This is a genomic window from Pseudomonas sp. NMI760_13 (assembly GCF_021283245.1).
Classification (GTDB): Bacteria; Pseudomonadota; Gammaproteobacteria; order Pseudomonadales; family Pseudomonadaceae; genus Aquipseudomonas; species Aquipseudomonas peradeniyensis.
Map to the genome: position 1 here is coordinate 90,548 of NZ_JAJSRC010000003.1, position 14,572 is coordinate 105,119.

The 14,572-nt window shown below is 56.6% G+C and carries 25 protein-coding genes; 4 read left to right on the forward strand and 21 right to left on the reverse strand.

The features are described 5' to 3' along the window. Positions 1-35 precede the first annotated feature (35 nt). From LU671_RS03930 to LU671_RS03940, 3 genes are all read right to left on the reverse strand, one after another. Complete coding sequence (locus LU671_RS03930) at positions 36-317, reverse strand: hypothetical protein (RefSeq protein WP_010792720.1); 282 nt, start codon at positions 315-317, stop codon at positions 36-38. A gap of 18 nt (positions 318-335) precedes the next feature. Then, positions 336-845, reverse strand: coding sequence for a hypothetical protein (locus LU671_RS03935; protein WP_010792721.1), 510 nt, complete (start codon positions 843-845; stop codon positions 336-338). 86 nt (positions 846-931) lie between these two features. After that, positions 932-1,783, reverse strand: coding sequence for a hypothetical protein (locus LU671_RS03940; protein WP_010792722.1), 852 nt, complete (start codon positions 1,781-1,783; stop codon positions 932-934). Positions 1,784-1,903: 120 nt separating this feature from the next. Between LU671_RS03940 and LU671_RS03945 the strand changes: the two genes are divergently transcribed. Next, complete coding sequence (locus LU671_RS03945) at positions 1,904-2,191, forward strand: hypothetical protein (RefSeq protein ID WP_170831735.1); 288 nt, start codon at positions 1,904-1,906, stop codon at positions 2,189-2,191. Between the two features lie 9 nt (positions 2,192-2,200). On the opposite strand, the gene LU671_RS03950 is transcribed toward LU671_RS03945, so the two are convergent. From LU671_RS03950 to LU671_RS03960, 3 genes are read right to left on the reverse strand one after another with little or no spacing between them, the layout of a single operon-like run. Beyond that, positions 2,201-2,587 (reverse strand): hypothetical protein, encoded by a 387-nt coding sequence (locus LU671_RS03950; protein ID WP_010792724.1) that lies wholly within the window; start codon positions 2,585-2,587, stop codon positions 2,201-2,203. Further along, a complete protein-coding gene (locus LU671_RS03955; protein WP_010792725.1) occupies positions 2,580-2,879 on the reverse strand; it encodes a hypothetical protein in 300 nt (99 codons plus the stop codon). Before LU671_RS03955 ends, LU671_RS03950 begins: the two co-directional genes overlap by 8 nt. After that, positions 2,872-3,159 (reverse strand): hypothetical protein, encoded by a 288-nt coding sequence (locus tag LU671_RS03960; protein WP_054888504.1) that lies wholly within the window; start codon positions 3,157-3,159, stop codon positions 2,872-2,874. Before LU671_RS03960 ends, LU671_RS03955 begins: the two co-directional genes overlap by 8 nt. 168 nt (positions 3,160-3,327) lie before the next feature. Here LU671_RS03960 and LU671_RS03965 point away from each other — a divergent pair, with 168 nt between their 5' ends. Continuing rightward, positions 3,328-4,149, forward strand: coding sequence for a glycosyltransferase family 2 protein (locus LU671_RS03965; RefSeq protein ID WP_010792727.1), 822 nt, complete (start codon positions 3,328-3,330; stop codon positions 4,147-4,149). 46 nt (positions 4,150-4,195) lie between these two features. On the opposite strand, the gene LU671_RS03970 is transcribed toward LU671_RS03965, so the two are convergent. The 12 genes from LU671_RS03970 to LU671_RS04025 all read right to left on the reverse strand — a co-directional run bounded on the left by LU671_RS03970 (position 4,196) and on the right by LU671_RS04025 (position 11,160). After that, positions 4,196-4,393 (reverse strand): hypothetical protein, encoded by a 198-nt coding sequence (locus tag LU671_RS03970; protein WP_010792728.1) that lies wholly within the window; start codon positions 4,391-4,393, stop codon positions 4,196-4,198. A 33-nt stretch (positions 4,394-4,426) separates the two neighbouring features. Then, positions 4,427-5,092 (reverse strand): hypothetical protein, encoded by a 666-nt coding sequence (locus LU671_RS03975; protein WP_010792729.1) that lies wholly within the window; start codon positions 5,090-5,092, stop codon positions 4,427-4,429. 58 nt (positions 5,093-5,150) lie between these two features. After that, positions 5,151-5,651 (reverse strand): Arc family DNA-binding protein, encoded by a 501-nt coding sequence (locus LU671_RS03980; RefSeq protein ID WP_019438019.1) that lies wholly within the window; start codon positions 5,649-5,651, stop codon positions 5,151-5,153. 106 nt (positions 5,652-5,757) lie between these two features. Continuing rightward, positions 5,758-6,036, reverse strand: coding sequence for a DUF5983 family protein (locus LU671_RS03985; RefSeq protein WP_010792731.1), 279 nt, complete (start codon positions 6,034-6,036; stop codon positions 5,758-5,760). A gap of 60 nt (positions 6,037-6,096) precedes the next feature. Next, positions 6,097-6,666 (reverse strand): hypothetical protein, encoded by a 570-nt coding sequence (locus LU671_RS03990; protein ID WP_019438020.1) that lies wholly within the window; start codon positions 6,664-6,666, stop codon positions 6,097-6,099. 23 nt (positions 6,667-6,689) lie between these two features. After that, positions 6,690-7,157 carry a hypothetical protein gene (locus LU671_RS03995; protein WP_180215259.1) on the reverse strand — a complete coding sequence of 156 codons (468 nt, stop codon included), beginning with the start codon at positions 7,155-7,157 and terminating at the stop codon, positions 6,690-6,692. Between the two features lie 17 nt (positions 7,158-7,174). Continuing rightward, complete coding sequence (locus LU671_RS04000) at positions 7,175-7,555, reverse strand: hypothetical protein (RefSeq protein WP_010792734.1); 381 nt, start codon at positions 7,553-7,555, stop codon at positions 7,175-7,177. Between the two features lie 82 nt (positions 7,556-7,637). Beyond that, positions 7,638-7,919 (reverse strand): hypothetical protein, encoded by a 282-nt coding sequence (locus LU671_RS04005; RefSeq protein ID WP_010792735.1) that lies wholly within the window; start codon positions 7,917-7,919, stop codon positions 7,638-7,640. Between the two features lie 233 nt (positions 7,920-8,152). Beyond that, the gene (locus LU671_RS04010) at positions 8,153-8,743 is read right to left on the reverse strand and encodes a hypothetical protein (protein WP_010792736.1); all 591 of its coding nucleotides are present in this window, start codon (positions 8,741-8,743) and stop codon (positions 8,153-8,155) included. Positions 8,744-9,069: 326 nt separating this feature from the next. Next, positions 9,070-9,324 carry a hypothetical protein gene (locus LU671_RS04015; RefSeq protein ID WP_019438022.1) on the reverse strand — a complete coding sequence of 85 codons (255 nt, stop codon included), beginning with the start codon at positions 9,322-9,324 and terminating at the stop codon, positions 9,070-9,072. Positions 9,325-9,365: 41 nt separating this feature from the next. Continuing rightward, positions 9,366-9,962, reverse strand: coding sequence for a glutathione binding-like protein (locus LU671_RS04020; protein WP_010792737.1), 597 nt, complete (start codon positions 9,960-9,962; stop codon positions 9,366-9,368). An 85-nt stretch (positions 9,963-10,047) separates the two neighbouring features. Beyond that, complete coding sequence (locus LU671_RS04025; protein ID WP_038405156.1) at positions 10,048-11,160, reverse strand: hypothetical protein; 1,113 nt, start codon at positions 11,158-11,160, stop codon at positions 10,048-10,050. Positions 11,161-11,518: 358 nt separating this feature from the next. Here LU671_RS04025 and LU671_RS04030 point away from each other — a divergent pair, with 358 nt between their 5' ends. Next, positions 11,519-11,734 (forward strand): hypothetical protein, encoded by a 216-nt coding sequence (locus LU671_RS04030; RefSeq protein ID WP_010792739.1) that lies wholly within the window; start codon positions 11,519-11,521, stop codon positions 11,732-11,734. A gap of 8 nt (positions 11,735-11,742) precedes the next feature. Continuing rightward, positions 11,743-11,943: a hypothetical protein gene (locus LU671_RS04035; RefSeq protein WP_021018457.1), complete on the forward strand. Its 201-nt coding sequence runs from the start codon at positions 11,743-11,745 to the stop codon at positions 11,941-11,943. Positions 11,944-12,068: 125 nt separating this feature from the next. Here the strand turns inward: LU671_RS04035 and LU671_RS04040 are convergent, their stop codons facing one another. The 3 genes from LU671_RS04040 to LU671_RS04050 all read right to left on the reverse strand — a co-directional run bounded on the left by LU671_RS04040 (position 12,069) and on the right by LU671_RS04050 (position 14,572). Continuing rightward, positions 12,069-13,244 (reverse strand): phosphoadenosine phosphosulfate reductase domain-containing protein, encoded by a 1,176-nt coding sequence (locus LU671_RS04040; protein ID WP_180215258.1) that lies wholly within the window; start codon positions 13,242-13,244, stop codon positions 12,069-12,071. 73 nt (positions 13,245-13,317) lie between these two features. Then, entirely contained in the window at positions 13,318-13,929 is a 612-nt protein-coding gene (locus LU671_RS04045; protein WP_010792741.1) for a hypothetical protein, read from the reverse strand. 61 nt (positions 13,930-13,990) lie between these two features. Continuing rightward, on the reverse strand, positions 13,991-14,572 hold the full coding sequence (locus LU671_RS04050; RefSeq protein WP_010792742.1) for a hypothetical protein: 582 nt from the start codon (positions 14,570-14,572) through the stop codon (positions 13,991-13,993).

The following is a 14,572-nucleotide window of genomic DNA, read 5'->3' on the forward strand; positions in this document are numbered from 1 at the left end:
CAAGGTGTGCCAGAAGCAGCCCCTTGCAATACCCCTCAGCAGCCGATTCCTTGCGCCAGGCGATTGCAGCGCAATGCCAGCTTGTGCTGGTAATCGGTCCCGGTGCAGGTACTCTCAAGTCGAATGAGTTGCTCCAGAGTGACTGCCTGGTTACCCGCTTTGTGGACCGCTTCGGTCAGGCTGGTGCACATCCTCACCACGTAGTTTGGCGCGCTGTACTGGGGATGGCGCGAAAAGTCGTCCGCATCGTGGCCTCGTTTGGTCAACGCTTGCTGGATAATGCTCGAGTACGGTTCGTTTACGGATTGAGTGCTCATGGATTGAGAGTCCTGGAATCAGCCAGCAAAGTGAGAGTGGGCCGTAGTATCCACCACACGGTAGGCCACGATTTGAGCGTGTGGGTTGTAACCACTGTGGTTCCAACCGAAGGCCTGTGCACTGCCGGTGTGCCGCTGGCCGTTGCGGAAGATCACTTCGACTTGGCTCGCTTCACTGAGCCCGTGTGGAAGGTGAGGACCTGTGACAGGCGATCCACCCCAGGTTAGGTATCCATCCTGCAGCGCAGCTTGCAGAGCTTGCTCGGCGATTATGTTCTGCACCAGGTCGAACTCGGCGCGTGCTGCTCCATCTCGAGTCTCAAAGATGAAGTCGCCTTCCTTGCCCAAGTCGGTGCGGCGGCGGTCACAGACAATACGCCACTTACCGTCCGGATAGTTGTTGCTGACGCAGCCGCAAGCCCCGCTTGGGTAACGAAGATTGGATACGTACCAGCCTCCATGACGCCACTTCGAATAAAACGGTGTCCAGCTTTGGTCTTGGGTTTGGTCTCGTTGAATCGGTTGCATTATCTACCTCAGATGAAGGCCTTGTTGGATGGAGTAATCCTGAGGGTGACGGTTGTGTGCCAGGGTCCTCAGCACAACCAGAGCGTCTAACGGGTTAGCTTGAAGGGCCACCCGCAGTCGAAATCTGTCTCACCCATTGGCTTCGCCTGAGGTGAAAAGAAATCCACCTGCCGTTCTGCATGATCCAGGGCGGCATCAAGTCTGGGCAACGTTTTGGAGAAACGGGTAGCACTGGTGCCATCGAACGAATGCGCGCCCGCGGCTGCGCAGAGGTGGATTCGTTTCGCGCTGTTCACCCGGCCAATGTGGTAGTAGCAGTTCCTTCGTCTTGCCAGGACACCCCATGCGTTGGCCGTTGCCAACTTCCACTCCGTCGACCCACCAAGGAAGATTCCGCATGCCGGGTTGAGATACTCTCGTACATCGTCGGGCTCCATGCCATCTTGCACCGCCAGCAAAGTCAGGGTGGGAATCCCTGAAAGTCGTTCCTTCCATTTGAGGCTGAACTCCAGTGATCTCATCCCACCGGCCACAATGTCAGGCAGGATGAAAAAGTCGCTTCCCTCGCCGAGCAGGTCGATTGCTCGCCCAAATGCGCGCTCATCAAATGGACGTCCTTGCTGAAATGCTGTCCAAGCGCCGTTGTCCAGGCAGTACCGGAAATCTTCCGTCCGTAATACTCCAGTTGGACTCACCAGCAGTCGCCAGCCAGCCTCACGCATGGCGGCAAGATTCTGCTTGGTACCAGTTCTGCTTGCGTAGGAGACCATCTCGCGGCGATGTACGGGCAGCCGCTCCTCACATTCCGGTTCCAGATCAGCACTGCCATCGAGGTTGTAGTAGTCGGCATAGGCCATAACAGCCTGGGAGTACCCGACTCGGCTTCCCTCCTTGTAGGGGGTCATCCAGCTTGGCGGGGTGAAGGCGGCGTCTTGCATGTTGAGCTCCATGAGCAGAATTCATGCAAATGGTGACTCGCCCTGAGTGTGCCACCAGCCGGTTATGATCAGGATTCGTATGGTTTTGAGGCTGCAAATATGCGCTACCCGAATTCCCTCATGACAACCTATTTCAACGGCTGCGCCGGCGGGCAATCTGAGCCATGCGTCGTTATTTTTCGCGACGAAGAGGTGGTAATCGAATACACCCGCAAGGGGCAACCCTCCACATATCGGGGACACCTGAAGGACGGCATCTACTCTTTGCGGTACTGGCCAGAAGCAGATGGATTTGTTGGGGAGGCCACCCTATGCGCACCAGAGGGGAACCTCATGGACGGAGACTGGTGCGAGCAGGAAGGCGGCAGCAAGGATGTGGGCACCTGGGAAATCGAACTCAGAAGGTAGGGCCGCCGATCAGCGGCCCGGGTGATGCCTCCGGTTCCACTCTTTGATGATCCCTTCCGGAACCTGAGCACACTCAGCAAGATCGTCGATTCCGAGACGTTGGGCGAATCGTTTGATCCGCCAGGACTCGCTCGGGTAGCTTGCTGCCGTGTACTGGGGTTTGAGCCAGTTCAGGGCCTGGGCGGCATTCTGAAAACAACGCCGCCCGCTATAGCCCAATGCCGGGCCGATCACCACGGCTGTGATGGCCAGTCTGTCACGTGGATTGATCGACTCCAGTAGCGTGATGAGAGGGCTTTCCGGCTTCTTGAACTCAGGTACACGTCCTGTCCGAACATACTGGGCGTGAAGCCTGGGATTCCGTGCCATCAGGTGCAGCGCTTTTCGATCAACCATGATGGTCCTCTTCGATCAGATCCTGGGTCGGCAAAACGGTATTCAGGTTCACCCAGCGCACCATCTGAGCGTCGGGAGATTCCCCACCGTAGACTCGCTTCCTCCAGGCCGGGAAAAGGAATTCGCCGCTCTCCTGATCTTCCTTCTCCTCCGCCTGGAGCCGATCAACCTCTGTGTTGGCGATGTACACGATTGTGTTGCCATCTTTCAGGGGCCGGCCGCGGAGCGCCTCGATACCCTGCTGTGCAATCAGTTCAGCTGCGGAGCCTGGAGCTGGGGTCCTCTTAACCATTGAAGTGCCCCTCGACTACATCAAAGCATCCTTCATGGGAGTAAACGTTCACGCTGTTGCCGTTGGGGAATGGCTCGCCCTGGAGGACGATTGCGCATCGCCAGTTTCCCGCGGCGGTGCGCAGAGTGTTCATTACTCGTCCACGAATTGTCGGTTTCAGCAGGGACTTGTCATGAGGTGTGAAGATCACGTGGTCCATAGGCTGGACTGGACATTCAAGTGCTGGGACAACGCCGGAGGATTTCAAATCCCTGGGGAGGGTGAGGCTGATTTGCTGCATGTCATGGCTCCTATTTGGTCTAGCCATGATCAGGGGGTTAGGGGAGTGGCAGAAGCGAAGAGTGGTACACCGGGACCGCGAATAGGTTGGAAAACAGCACACCTACTTGGCGTGTAGCAACTAGGTAGTTTGTGGACACTTCCGTTGCCGGCCTAAGCCGGGAACTGAATGGGGAATACTGTGTTTCGACGCCTTTCTTATCTGATCGCTGCATGTGAGGCGGAGGAGTGGCTACCAGGGCTTATCAGCAAACTCCTGGGCCAGGATCACGCCAACGAAATCGAGGTCGTTCTCGCGTCTGATGATGGTGTCGACCTACGTACCAGGCTGCCTAGCGATCCTCGTCTTGTACATTGTCCGCCAGCATTTAGAACCGGGCCGGCCGCGGCGCGCACAAGAGCACTTGTAGCTGCGTCAGGAAGTCACGTTGTTCAGATGGACGCAGATGATGATGTATCGGATGGGTTCGTCGAGGCCGTGATCTCGGCTTTGAAAGTAACCCCTGCTGTCGCTCTAAGGACTGTGTATGTCCGAGGAGGGGAGGAGGTGAAGCGCTTTCAGTCCCCAACGCTGGAGCTGGGCTCACTGTTGGATTTTTATGGCAGCGTCATTTGTGCGGCTCCCAGGAACTGGATCAGGCTCTATCCAGCGGCGATTGCTGAAGACGTAGTTGCGAGCATCGCATTTTTGCACCTAGCGGGAGGGCGGCTGCCAGTAGTGGATGCTGACTACAGAGTGAGGCTCCACCCACACTCCTTCTGTGCCCAGAATGCTTGCTCCTTCACCTCGGCTTATCGGTCAGGAGTGGTTCGTGCGGGTTGGCTGGCACAGGAAGTCGGCTGCCCAGGAATTGAGGCTGCACTGATCCGAATGTACCGCTCGCGGATTGCCATGAGCCGGGCCTACGATACGTTCTTGTTAGGTGGGGGAGAGGGGGACTATCACGACTTTGTGCAACAGCACCAAAATCACCCGGTCATGCCTGCTTGAACGATTAGGGGAGTGTGGGGCTCACGCCCCACAAGAACATGCCCGCTTACCCTTCTTTACGCTTGCGGGCAGCCTGATCATTCAAGGCTGACAGTCCACCGGCGAAGAACGCGCAGATCAGGGCAGCAATGGAGATGCCGACGATAATGTTGGACTCTGCCCAGTGTCCGTACTCCACAACGAAGAATTGAAGGCCGGAAGCGAGTAGGACAAAGGCGATGACAGCGAGAACGCGCAGAATCATGGGGTAGTACCTCTGTAAGATTTATCGAAATTCTCAAGCCGCTGCCGGTGTGCCAGGAGCACTCTCGTCATCATTTTTCACCGCCTGCCTGACCGCCCCTTCGTAGAAGCTCAATGCATCGCCTAGCGCCTGGATTCGAGCCGCCACCCGGGCTTCCCACCCGCCACATCCCTCTGGCTTGGTTTTGAGGAGGTGCAACGTTTGGACAACGAGTTCGCTGGACGACAAGTGGTCAGAGTTTTGATAGGAGAAAATCATCTTGTTGCTGAGCAGCAGCGCTTCCATTCGGTCATCGCTCACCTCAAGAGGAACTATCGGACCTCGAAAAGCAGGGTCAGGTCGGTAGAACGAAGCGATGCCGGCTACAGGCACTGCAGGAGTGCTCGTTACGCGCATTGTTGGGTAGATGCTTTCTGCGTAGACCAGCAGCGACTCCGGTGATGCTTTCGGTCCAGCGATATCATTGCCCAAGCAAACCAATCCGTTGCCGTCATAGGTTGCGACCTGAAGCACCTCTTGGCCGTAGTCCATCCAAACGAAACCGGAGGATTTCTGCCGTGCAGCGATATCGATTACCCGCGCTGGGATCGTGTTGATCTCGACAATTGGCTGGTCATAGGAAGGGCCAACAACGAAGTTTCGACGGAGGGCAAGAGCGGCGCTTTGAGTGCGGGGGCAGATAGAGCGGGAGGATGACATGAGGTGGCTCCAGTGAGTGACTGGAGCCATTACCCCATGAGGTCAGGCGTGGCAGAACCTAGGCAGCGGATCGAGCTGGTTGATCGAGCAGTTGAGCTTGGAGTGCTCCTCCTTGGTCAATAATCGCTTCAAGCAATGCGTTCACCTGGCGCGAGACATTCACCCACCACGCCAAGGCTGTGAGCAGCATGCTGTGGACACTCACCTCATGGGATTTGGCTTGCTCTGCCATTCGGTCCCGAATGTAAGGGGTGTAGCGCAGCATGGTCGAAATCTTGTCCGAAGCCAGGCCGGGCTCTTCGGTGACGACAGGCAGTTTTGCCAGAAGCACCGCGACGTCCGCTTCATCAAGTTGAGAAATCAGCATCTTGCGGATCACTGCGCAGCGTTTCTGGTGGTCAAGCCAAGAGATGAGGCCCATGACGCATTCTGCATTCATGCTCCTCCCATGCTGTTGGGCGAGGTCGGTGAGGCCTTCATGGCACTGGCTGTTGAGGCGGACCATGACTTTGGGGGCGGTACGGGAGTTGCTGTCCTTGTTCTTCATCGCTTCGTCCATACTCCTACTTCTGTGGTACCACGGCCAAGGGTGGCCGTGGTACGCATTGTGCCGGTCGAGCTGGCGGAGTGCCCGCCAAACATCTGAGCTGTAATCCAGGCTGAACTTAGCTCTGGTCGTAAACGGCGAGTCCTTCCACGGTATCGAACTGCTCGTCCAGGCGCACCCATCCGAGACGATTATGCGTATTGAGCCAGTGGCGGATGTCGCGCAGAGCTTGCGGGACGGTCTCAGGCAGGTCTTCGATGTAGAGGAACATTCCGTCCTGGTACACCGCACATACCAGCCAATCATTGTCGTCGCCGTGCTTGGCAAGCACGTCGAAAGTTTCCTTGTCCAGGTGCAGGCAGGATAGGCGCGTGACTTGAATTGTTGGTGCAGGCATCGGGCTAGTCTCAGTTGTTGGTTGGAGAGCAAGGGTCTTGAAAACCTTGTCTATGGAGGGTCAGTCCTGAAGACAGGGTTCCTTCTCAATCAGGCCCCCAATCGCATCAGCCACCCGCTGTTCTGCAAAGCTGTCTTTCGGCAGATGCTCCCAAATCTCGTCGAGTAGAGGGATGCAGGTCTTGACGTACGTTGGCTCGTACTTCCGGGTGGCCCGGAGGTGGAGGTACAGCGCTGAATGAACCTCTGCGACCTTGGGACTGGTGGATGCCAGGTTGGCCAGAGCTACCTCGAGCAGCGGCCGCGAGACAAGGATTGTTCTTGGACCTTGATCACTTGCAAGAGATGCAGTGATCTCCGAGTAGGCTGCGAGTAGCTGAGCGTTCAACCAGTCAGGATAGGCTTCCCCGGGCGGGCAATCCTCTCTGCGGAAACCTGGAGTGAGGATGTCGATGTTCCGGGCGGTTTTGTCCATCACGGCTGCAGGGGCATATCCGCAAACCGCGAAAGCCTGATTGATCAGTGGAAGGTTCGAACCGAACAGAAGGAAATCGCCATCCTCGTCTTGGTTCATCGCATCCACCAGACCTTGAAGCACCTCAAGGGCCAAATTCGACTGCGTTGCATTCATTGCGAGTGGTCCTTGCTACTTGATCAGAGGTGCTGGTGGTGAATTTCTACGTAGCGCTGCAGGTAAGCCTGCTTGCGGGTGGAATCGAGGCTTGGGAAGTGAGACCGATAGTGCAAGCCAACCCACTCTTGAAGTGCTTCTTCGCCGCCTCCCACGAATGAGTCATTGGGGGCGTTTACGGTGATCTCGATGTGATCGCCGCTATCGTCGAGTGAGTCCTCGGTCTTCAGCGACATATTGGTCGTGACGAAGCCATGCGCCGCAGCGAAGCTTGCAGCCCCGGCATGGCAGGCGCATTGGCTGAGCCCATACTTCTTGGCATTGGGGTAGCGGTAGAAAAACTGAATTGCGGCTGCGCCCCGCAGCTTCTGGGTATCGACCAGGACCTGGGCAGGGCCATCGGGAGTCAGCACATAGGCTTCAGCCATGACGGCATCATCGAGGCCGTCATCAGTGTTGAAGACGAGCGTGATTGGCGTAGTGGTCATCATGCCTCCTCTGGAGAGTGTCAAGCAGCGAGGCGCTGCAACAATGCGTTCTGAAGATCGGTTTCGGCTCGGATCACGTCTCGGATCGCCACCCTGGACGAAGGGCGGATGAATACGTGCTCAATGGCGGAGTGGATCAGGAAGTAAACAGGCTCCCCGCGGTAAACGCCCTTCCAGTAGGTGACGTGGTAATCGTCCCGCAGACGCAGTCCACGCCCGTAACCGAGCTGTTGCTCAAGTTCCTCAAGGCCGGTGACGTGCTTCGCCAGCGATTTGAAGGTGATCTTGCGCGCAGCCTCGACCAAGTCGCTGATGGCTTGTCCTTTTGATCGTGCGGACTCGCCGTCATGAAGGTCTATGCACCGCGTGTAGTATTCAAACGCCTGGTTGCTGGTGGACATGGAGATGCTCCCTTATTGGATTGGAGACATCTTCAAGCGCGTCAGGGCGTGCCAGAACCCCAGGCGGCTGAGCCGGGGGGACTCAAAGTTGAGTGATCGTCTGGTTCTCCACCTTGAGCCTTCCGGCGACGTTACCTCGACCGGAAATCCGGATTAGCTCCCAAACTTCGGAATGACTCGAGCTACTGGCATCGTCATCCAGCCTGTCGCAACGACCTAGGTAGAGGTTTCGGCTACCCAGGAACTCGGCGGTAACGGACTCGGCCGTGCGCTGGATGAAATTTCGAACCTGGATGCGTTCGCCGGCGAAGTCCAGGGATGAACCATGCTGTGCCACATAGGCTTCGAGTTGTGTGGAAGGCATTGAAGCTCCGGATAACAGTACGTACTGGCGGTGGCCAGTGTTCCGATTGTGGGAAGGGATTCAAGTGAAGTGAGGGTGCTGAAATTCAAGGCGGCCCTCATCCCGATGAATATCAAGGGTGTGATTGAGGAGAGTTGGCCAGGTTTGGTGCAGAACCCGGCCATTAGGGGAGGGGAAAATGCAGGGGGCAACAGCACGCGCTTGCTGCCCAAATGCATGTCAACACGCCAGAGTTAGTCCCAGCCGGCGTGCTCCACGGCCTTGTTGAAAGTATCCGCGACCAGGTGGGCCAGCTCCTCGTGCGTGTCTGCCTTCGGATGCTGCAGGCCGTCTGTAACGATGGCCTTGTGTTGCCAGGCCCAGGCCTTGCCCTTGTCGGCGAAGATGATTGCGCGAGCTTCGGCGATCCAGAATCGGAACTCAGCTCGCACTTGCTTGGGATCGTCATTGTCCGGAACCTTTGGAACCACCCAGGCGGAGAATTGGCGACTCCGGATCGAATCTACCCAGCGGAGGTCGTCCTCGATGTCCATTCGGAACAGGTAGGTATCAGGCAGGACAAGCTTCTGTTCCAGGATCGATTTGATCTTGCCGGCAACATAGCGCCCATGATCCTTGATGTTCCCCTTGAGTGCGTCACGAAGCTCCTGCTTCGAAAATCGGCCTGCCATGTGCGCAACGCACTGGCCATCCCGCATGACCGTAGTAAACCGACCGTCTTTGTTGAAGACGATGCGCGCTTTCTCATAGCTGTCGTGGAAATGGTCGCCGCAGATTGCTTCCAAGGCTGCGTAGGTGGCCTGCATGCTGGACAGGCCGATCATGTCCGCTTCCTTCTCGGTGATAGGTGCAGGTACGTTCATCTTCAGGTTCCCCGTGGTGTGTAATTGGAACCATCTTCCCCGCCGGTTGAGTGTGCCAGAAGCACTGTAATGGCCCGTTTTCCAACCCCTGTCTACCGAGGCAGGCGGTTGAAGATTGCACGTGAGCAGAGCGGGGGATGTTCTAGTCCCAAATGGGGAAGTGAACGGCAGGTTCAAATTCAGGCCCCCAAAGCAGGGACCGGAATGGCACGGGAGCCGCCAGGAAAGCATCGCGGAGTCGAGAATTGGTTCAACCTCACACAAGCCGACTCATTGAACCCGCTTGGTCACTTTTGATTGAACTGGTGTAGAAGGGCGCGGAGGTGGGCAGCCGCCTTTTGCTTCAGTGCCGAGAATTTGCATCGAAGGATGTGCAGCGGCAGATCGCCGATCAGACCGTCAATGAAAGCCAAAATCCAGTAGCGAATGTTGTCACACGAGGTCGGTGGCGGGTCTTTGTAGTGGCTATGGACTTCGGGGGCTACAGCAACGGCGTGAGCTGCATTGTCGAGAGCAAGGTGTAGCTTCTTGCAGATTTTCATGGCGGCACCAGTAGTGCGGCCTCAGAGAGGCCGCATAGGACTTAAGCCAGCTTTTGCTCTTGCTCGGAAAGGCTGGCGATGAAGCTAGGGCGGTTGAATATGCGCTGGCAATATTCGGAGATTCCGCGAACCTTTGTCAGGTTTATCCCAAGGGACTTTACCCGCCAAAGGAGAGGGGCGAGGGTGCAATCAGCGACCGAAAGTTCGTCGCTCATGAAGTATTTCTTCTGCTCAAAGAGCGGTGCCAGCGCCAGCAGAGTGCTTGCCAGTTCCTTGCGCGAATCGGAACAACCATCTTGGGTTTTGTCCAAGAGCGGATAGAGTTCCCGGTGGATACGGCGAGCCAGCATGCGGGTATGGGCGCGGGCAACGGTGGTGCTGGGTAAGAGCGCCGGATGCGGGTAGCGCTCCTCCAGATACTCGACAACCATGTCCACCTCATGAAGTGCGAGGTCGCGCTCAGCCAGCGCGGGTGCCTGCATCGTGGAACCGAACTGAGCCATCAATCGTGCATTGGCTGGTACTGCGACATCTAAGATGCGAGCGTCGATTGCCTTTTCTGCCAGCACCAATCGAACGATATGGGAGAGGTAGCAGGTGCTGTTGGAGAAGAAGGTTAGGGTGTTCAGTTTGCTCATGGCTTTTCCCCGAGGTGTTGTTTGCGATGGGGAAATTTTCAGCTTGGTTGGTGTGTGCCAGAACCATCCGCGAAAAATAATCCAATCAAAGCCGGGCAGCCAGTCGTAGCCTTTTCCCTTGGCAGAGCTGAATAAAGCTACCGATCATGGACGAGGCGCCATCCACCTCAACGTCGAATCCAGCCCGAAGATCAGTCCCGGATTTGCCGTACCGGAACCCAACAGTCCTGGCTCGCGAAATTGCCATCAATTGCTCTGCGGAAGGTTCTGTTGTGAATGTCAGGAATCCGTTCCGGAGCTCAGGATTCAATTCGGCCAAGGCTTGGCCGGTCGGAGCCCCATCGACAGTGAGTGTGATGGTATCCATTCTCCGGAGCAGCGAAGGGGAGTACCAGGACTTGAAAAGGGCAGCTAGTTCGACACTGGCATCTTGACTGCAGGCCAAGGCGATCTTACCTGTACCCTGCACCTTCTCCTGAGTCCCCACCAGTACGATGGCTCCCTGGACCTCTTCGATACCCCACCGCGCCGGCAGTTCACCCGCATTGATCAGGCCCAGGTCATAAGCCTCCTGCGGAGTCAGATACCGCATGCTCTCACTACCAGCCGAGACCATACGGTCCATTAGACTCAGGCTAACTCCCATTGCGCTGAGGTGAGTTGCGATCAGTGTCGACGCGACCTGCGCCAATGACAGGTCGTTTGCTTGCTGCCCGGCAGCCCGATAGAAACGGTGTACGCCCATCTTCGAATCCTCATCCAGGAAGCGAAAGCGCCCCCCAGCGAATGCAAATGGGCAACCGCTCTCACAGCGACCAGGTTGTGGAGTGCCCGCAGAGCCTCGTCGGCCTACTCTCGTTGAAAAGCCTCGTTCTCGAATGAGTTGGCCGAGTTCAATTGCGGCAACCAGGTCCCCGCCGAGCGAGTTGAAGTAGACCATTCCCAGGCCTGCCCCATTGAGATTGCCGACGCGCTTGAATGCTTCCACCGTTGGCTGATGGATATAGCCGTCGATGTAGATTTCAGGGAATCCGCCATCCTCAGACGGTTTGAGGAACGTCACTGCTGCAGGCTGAAGGCGCGGATCGTCCGCCGGCACCGGAGCGGGGGAGGCAGCCAAGTTGATGGAGATGCCGGCTAGAAGAATGGCGATGATGCTTTTCATGTTGTGGCCGTAGTAATTGATCGCATTCAGCATGCGTGCTTACGGCCAGTGCCAGAAGCGTAGCGATCCTGCCATTCAATACCCGGAAGCCCAAACCAAAGCCGCAGTCTGGAATCCATACCCTAGTTACCGTTGCCGACTGACATTCGGGTAGGAGTTGTCGGTGTCTGGAGCCTTGTTATGAGGTTGCATTCCCTATCGCTGTGAGATGATCGGTACATGGAGTGGGGACTGGGCGAACTGCCGTTATCCTGGCTCCCAGTTACTGAGGAAACCGCCGACTACTGACCCTCCAAGTCGCTGCCGAGCATGTTCAGCGAAATGCCTGGAGCGAGGCTTCTGGCAGATCAAGGTGGCACTCTCGGCGATCTCATCACATAGGAAAAAGCCAATGAGCATCGAGCGTGAAGAATTAGATGGTTTTGAGGTCGCTTACAGCGTACAGGTCGACAACAGTCGGATGCTTGAATTGTTAGTTGACGAGATTGAAACAGGTGACTGCTTCTGGCAGATCACGAATTCCTGCGGACAGATTCTGGACCGCTCCGATCGTTATGAGGATCAGGCGCACTGCCTCCGTGACGGTCTGAACAAATCGTTGGCATAGGAAAGCTCATGAGCACAAAAGAACCCGGATCTCTGGAAACCGAGGCATCACAGGCCGCGAAGGAATTGAGTTCAGTGTTGGCAATTGGTGGAGCTCTCACCATCGGCGATTTACCGATAATTCGCCGTCGATTGGATGAGGTCATCCAGGCAACGAATGCTGCCATTCAAGCGTGCGAACAGCATCAATCCGGCCAAACCGTAGAGTAGAAATTTTGACAGCCCAGCCTGGCCCCATCGAAAGTCGATGTAAGAGGATCTACCGAATGCCTGAACAAGCCAGCGGTTAGGCTGACTTTCGAATGCCAGTGGCCGTTGAGATAGGGAGCCTGGCCTCAGAAGGGCCAGGCGTGTTCTTGTGCATCGATCTGCTGAACAGGAATCAGCAGGCCTGAGGCTTGCTGTTCGAAAGTAGGGGAGAGGCCCTTATCCTTCGCCGCGGCCTTGGCCATAAGCTCCTCGTACCGGACGATGATGCTTTGTGCATCTCGATAGTTGATGGCCAAGCCAAGTTCATCGGCAACAGTGCATCGCACCTCGGCAAGCAGTTCGGCCTCCCCGTGGGTAGGTACCGCAACAGGCCATCCCTTCACATACAGCAAGTGCTTCGGAAGGCGAGCCTCCGCATTTTGGCGGGTGATGGCCTTACGCTTTGCATCCTCCAGAGCCTGGCGCATGTCTAGCGTCAAGAGATCAGGCCTCACGTCTCCCAGCCATTTACCGGATTGGAACGAGAAGGTGGATGCGATTTCGAGCCCGACCATTTCCCTGTAAATGTCGTGGTTCCCTTCATACCCAGTCGACGACTTCAGGTCCCCTGCCGAAGCAAGCACGCAAAATGCGCAACTAATCCTGGTCATGTTGTAGGTGGTGTAGCCGACGTGCCTGGCCAGTCCGTATGACTCGATGAAGTCGATCACCTCGTCCCGCTTCATATCGATGATCGCGTTCCAGGTCGCCCCCTCCTTACCCCGGGTGACCAGCGTGCTATCCGGCTTGCTTACGGGTTGCTTTGCCCGGTTCGCGCTTTCTTCGCGTCGCACACCCACCACGTTGATTACGTCCTGGCCGGGAAATCGTTTCTTGAGGGCGCTCGCAATCGGTTTTGCTTTCTTTTCGGAAGTGCAAAAACGCATCGAGGCAGTAGACCAGGGCAGGATCATCTGAACGCACTCGAGGTCGATGTAGCGCCTCACGTTGTTATCAAAGCGCGTCAACCAGCGATCCATCATGTCGCCGCTGCCGGTACGCACGACCAGAAGCTCCCATCCCAGGAACTCTGCCATCTCCTGGCACTTCGGAAGGCTCTGATCCCATTCAACACGGCCTAAGTCCGCATGCACGGCAATGCGGGGGCCGGTATGGCCGATCGAATTGAGATGTTCGTGTACGGCCAGTTGGCAAGCCTGACTGTCTTGGCCACCGCTGACTCCGACAGCAACTGCAGCATTCGCTGCCAGCAATCTGTCGATGTCAGGGGTGGTGCTGATGAAGCGGCGCAGGAAGGACATTTCGTTGATCCTGTGATGAAAGTGTTGGTCACAGGATCAAGGGGTTGGAAGTGTGCCAGAAGCAGGCCAGGGTTCAGACTGGCGTTTCTTCCTCGCCAGGTACCGGGATCGCGTCGATGTCCCTCGCAGCAAGAATCTGTCCCGATTCATCCATGAGAACTACTTGCGTGGGGGTCACCACAAGGCTGCCTTGTGGAACAGGCCGGTACCACAGGGTATCGTCGGGCGAAATCTTCATGAACCCGTAATGTCTGGGCTCAACCTTAAAGCGCCCACACTCGCTGAGCGTTGGGTCGCGGATCTCGAAGTCATCATGTTCGAAGTACAGGTCGCTGACCTCCCCGTAGGGTCTTAGGCGAATGTCGATGAGCTCAGGCTTGTTCAACTGCCGAACAACCCATCCCTCTCCTTCAAAGTCCCAACCTCGGGGATCTAGGCACCCGATCTCATCAACGTCGATCAGACCATCTTCATGGAGTGGTGCAGAGCAGACTTCACCTCCAACCATGAAGTTGACCTCTTTGAAGTGCGGGCTCTCTGGGCAGCGCAGGATGAGCCCGCGCCCCGGCCGGGCAATCAGAATGGCTTCGTTGCCCTTCCAGTAAGCCCGGAAATCCATGGAATCAGTGGTTAGAGGCGGGACAGAATGTGGTTCGCTGGAGTTGGGAAGTCTGTAGAACGGCATGGTCTAATCCTATTGGTAAGAGGCCAACAGGATCTCCCGCAGCTGCATGTGCCAGAAGCGGCTAGGCCACTCGCTCGAACGGATGTTCTGGGTCGCTTCCAAGTCCATCGTCGCCCACATATTCGGTGCCCATTATCAGCGAATAGGCAAGACGTGCGCGCTCGATCCTAGCGTCGGGCATTTCTAAAGTGTGGCGCTCACCAGTTGGGCTGATCAGCACCAGGGGATGAGCAAACGCTGGTAGACCGTAGCTGTCGGTCATCTCTTCCAGCTTGCCTCGACGCAGCATCCAGCCCTGGAACTGAACGATCCAGCCTTTCTCCCCGGTCTCATAGATCTGGCTGGGAGTGATATCGTCCAGGACGAATTCCCGTCCTAGCTCTACACGGGCAAGAAATTCATCCTTCAAGTCGAGTGAGTCGAACAATGGATGGCTGCTCGCATTGATGCTCTGCCGTCGACAGTAATCCGCAAGTTCCTGAATAGCCTTTCGAGCCAGGTCCAGGGTGGAGTAGTAACCTTGTAGGCGAGGCTCATACAGGCTTCCCGTCCCAAAAAGGTCAGAGTAGATCGCACGGCAGACGCGGAGCTGGGCACTGTGTAGTGCGGCGTTGAGCAACAGCGAAAATAACGGGCTGGGCAT

Coding starts and splice junctions, on each gene's coding strand:
- LU671_RS04045 (WP_010792741.1), bottom strand. CDS start 13,929: ATGCCGTTCTACAGACTTCCCAACTCCAGCGAACCACATTCTGTCCCG.
- LU671_RS04030 (WP_010792739.1), top strand. CDS start 11,519: ATGAGCATCGAGCGTGAAGAATTAGATGGTTTTGAGGTCGCTTACAGC.
- LU671_RS04050 (WP_010792742.1), bottom strand. CDS start 14,572: ATGCCCAGCCCGTTATTTTCGCTGTTGCTCAACGCCGCACTACACAGT.
- LU671_RS04025 (WP_038405156.1), bottom strand. CDS start 11,160: ATGCTGAATGCGATCAATTACTACGGCCACAACATGAAAAGCATCATC.
- LU671_RS03965 (WP_010792727.1), top strand. CDS start 3,328: ATGGGGAATACTGTGTTTCGACGCCTTTCTTATCTGATCGCTGCATGT.
- LU671_RS04035 (WP_021018457.1), top strand. CDS start 11,743: ATGAGCACAAAAGAACCCGGATCTCTGGAAACCGAGGCATCACAGGCC.
- LU671_RS03970 (WP_010792728.1), bottom strand. CDS start 4,393: ATGATTCTGCGCGTTCTCGCTGTCATCGCCTTTGTCCTACTCGCTTCC.
- LU671_RS03995 (WP_180215259.1), bottom strand. CDS start 7,157: ATGATGACCACTACGCCAATCACGCTCGTCTTCAACACTGATGACGGC.
- LU671_RS04020 (WP_010792737.1), bottom strand. CDS start 9,962: ATGAGCAAACTGAACACCCTAACCTTCTTCTCCAACAGCACCTGCTAC.
- LU671_RS04015 (WP_019438022.1), bottom strand. CDS start 9,324: ATGAAAATCTGCAAGAAGCTACACCTTGCTCTCGACAATGCAGCTCAC.
- LU671_RS03930 (WP_010792720.1), bottom strand. CDS start 317: ATGAGCACTCAATCCGTAAACGAACCGTACTCGAGCATTATCCAGCAA.
- LU671_RS04000 (WP_010792734.1), bottom strand. CDS start 7,555: ATGTCCACCAGCAACCAGGCGTTTGAATACTACACGCGGTGCATAGAC.
- LU671_RS03980 (WP_019438019.1), bottom strand. CDS start 5,651: ATGGACGAAGCGATGAAGAACAAGGACAGCAACTCCCGTACCGCCCCC.
- LU671_RS03935 (WP_010792721.1), bottom strand. CDS start 845: ATGCAACCGATTCAACGAGACCAAACCCAAGACCAAAGCTGGACACCG.
- LU671_RS03945 (WP_170831735.1), top strand. CDS start 1,904: ATGACAACCTATTTCAACGGCTGCGCCGGCGGGCAATCTGAGCCATGC.
- LU671_RS03960 (WP_054888504.1), bottom strand. CDS start 3,159: ATGCAGCAAATCAGCCTCACCCTCCCCAGGGATTTGAAATCCTCCGGC.
- LU671_RS04005 (WP_010792735.1), bottom strand. CDS start 7,919: ATGCCTTCCACACAACTCGAAGCCTATGTGGCACAGCATGGTTCATCC.
- LU671_RS03955 (WP_010792725.1), bottom strand. CDS start 2,879: ATGGTTAAGAGGACCCCAGCTCCAGGCTCCGCAGCTGAACTGATTGCA.
- LU671_RS04010 (WP_010792736.1), bottom strand. CDS start 8,743: ATGATCGGCCTGTCCAGCATGCAGGCCACCTACGCAGCCTTGGAAGCA.
- LU671_RS03975 (WP_010792729.1), bottom strand. CDS start 5,092: ATGTCATCCTCCCGCTCTATCTGCCCCCGCACTCAAAGCGCCGCTCTT.
- LU671_RS03950 (WP_010792724.1), bottom strand. CDS start 2,587: ATGGTTGATCGAAAAGCGCTGCACCTGATGGCACGGAATCCCAGGCTT.
- LU671_RS03940 (WP_010792722.1), bottom strand. CDS start 1,783: ATGCAAGACGCCGCCTTCACCCCGCCAAGCTGGATGACCCCCTACAAG.
- LU671_RS03990 (WP_019438020.1), bottom strand. CDS start 6,666: ATGAATGCAACGCAGTCGAATTTGGCCCTTGAGGTGCTTCAAGGTCTG.
- LU671_RS04040 (WP_180215258.1), bottom strand. CDS start 13,244: ATGTCCTTCCTGCGCCGCTTCATCAGCACCACCCCTGACATCGACAGA.
- LU671_RS03985 (WP_010792731.1), bottom strand. CDS start 6,036: ATGCCTGCACCAACAATTCAAGTCACGCGCCTATCCTGCCTGCACCTG.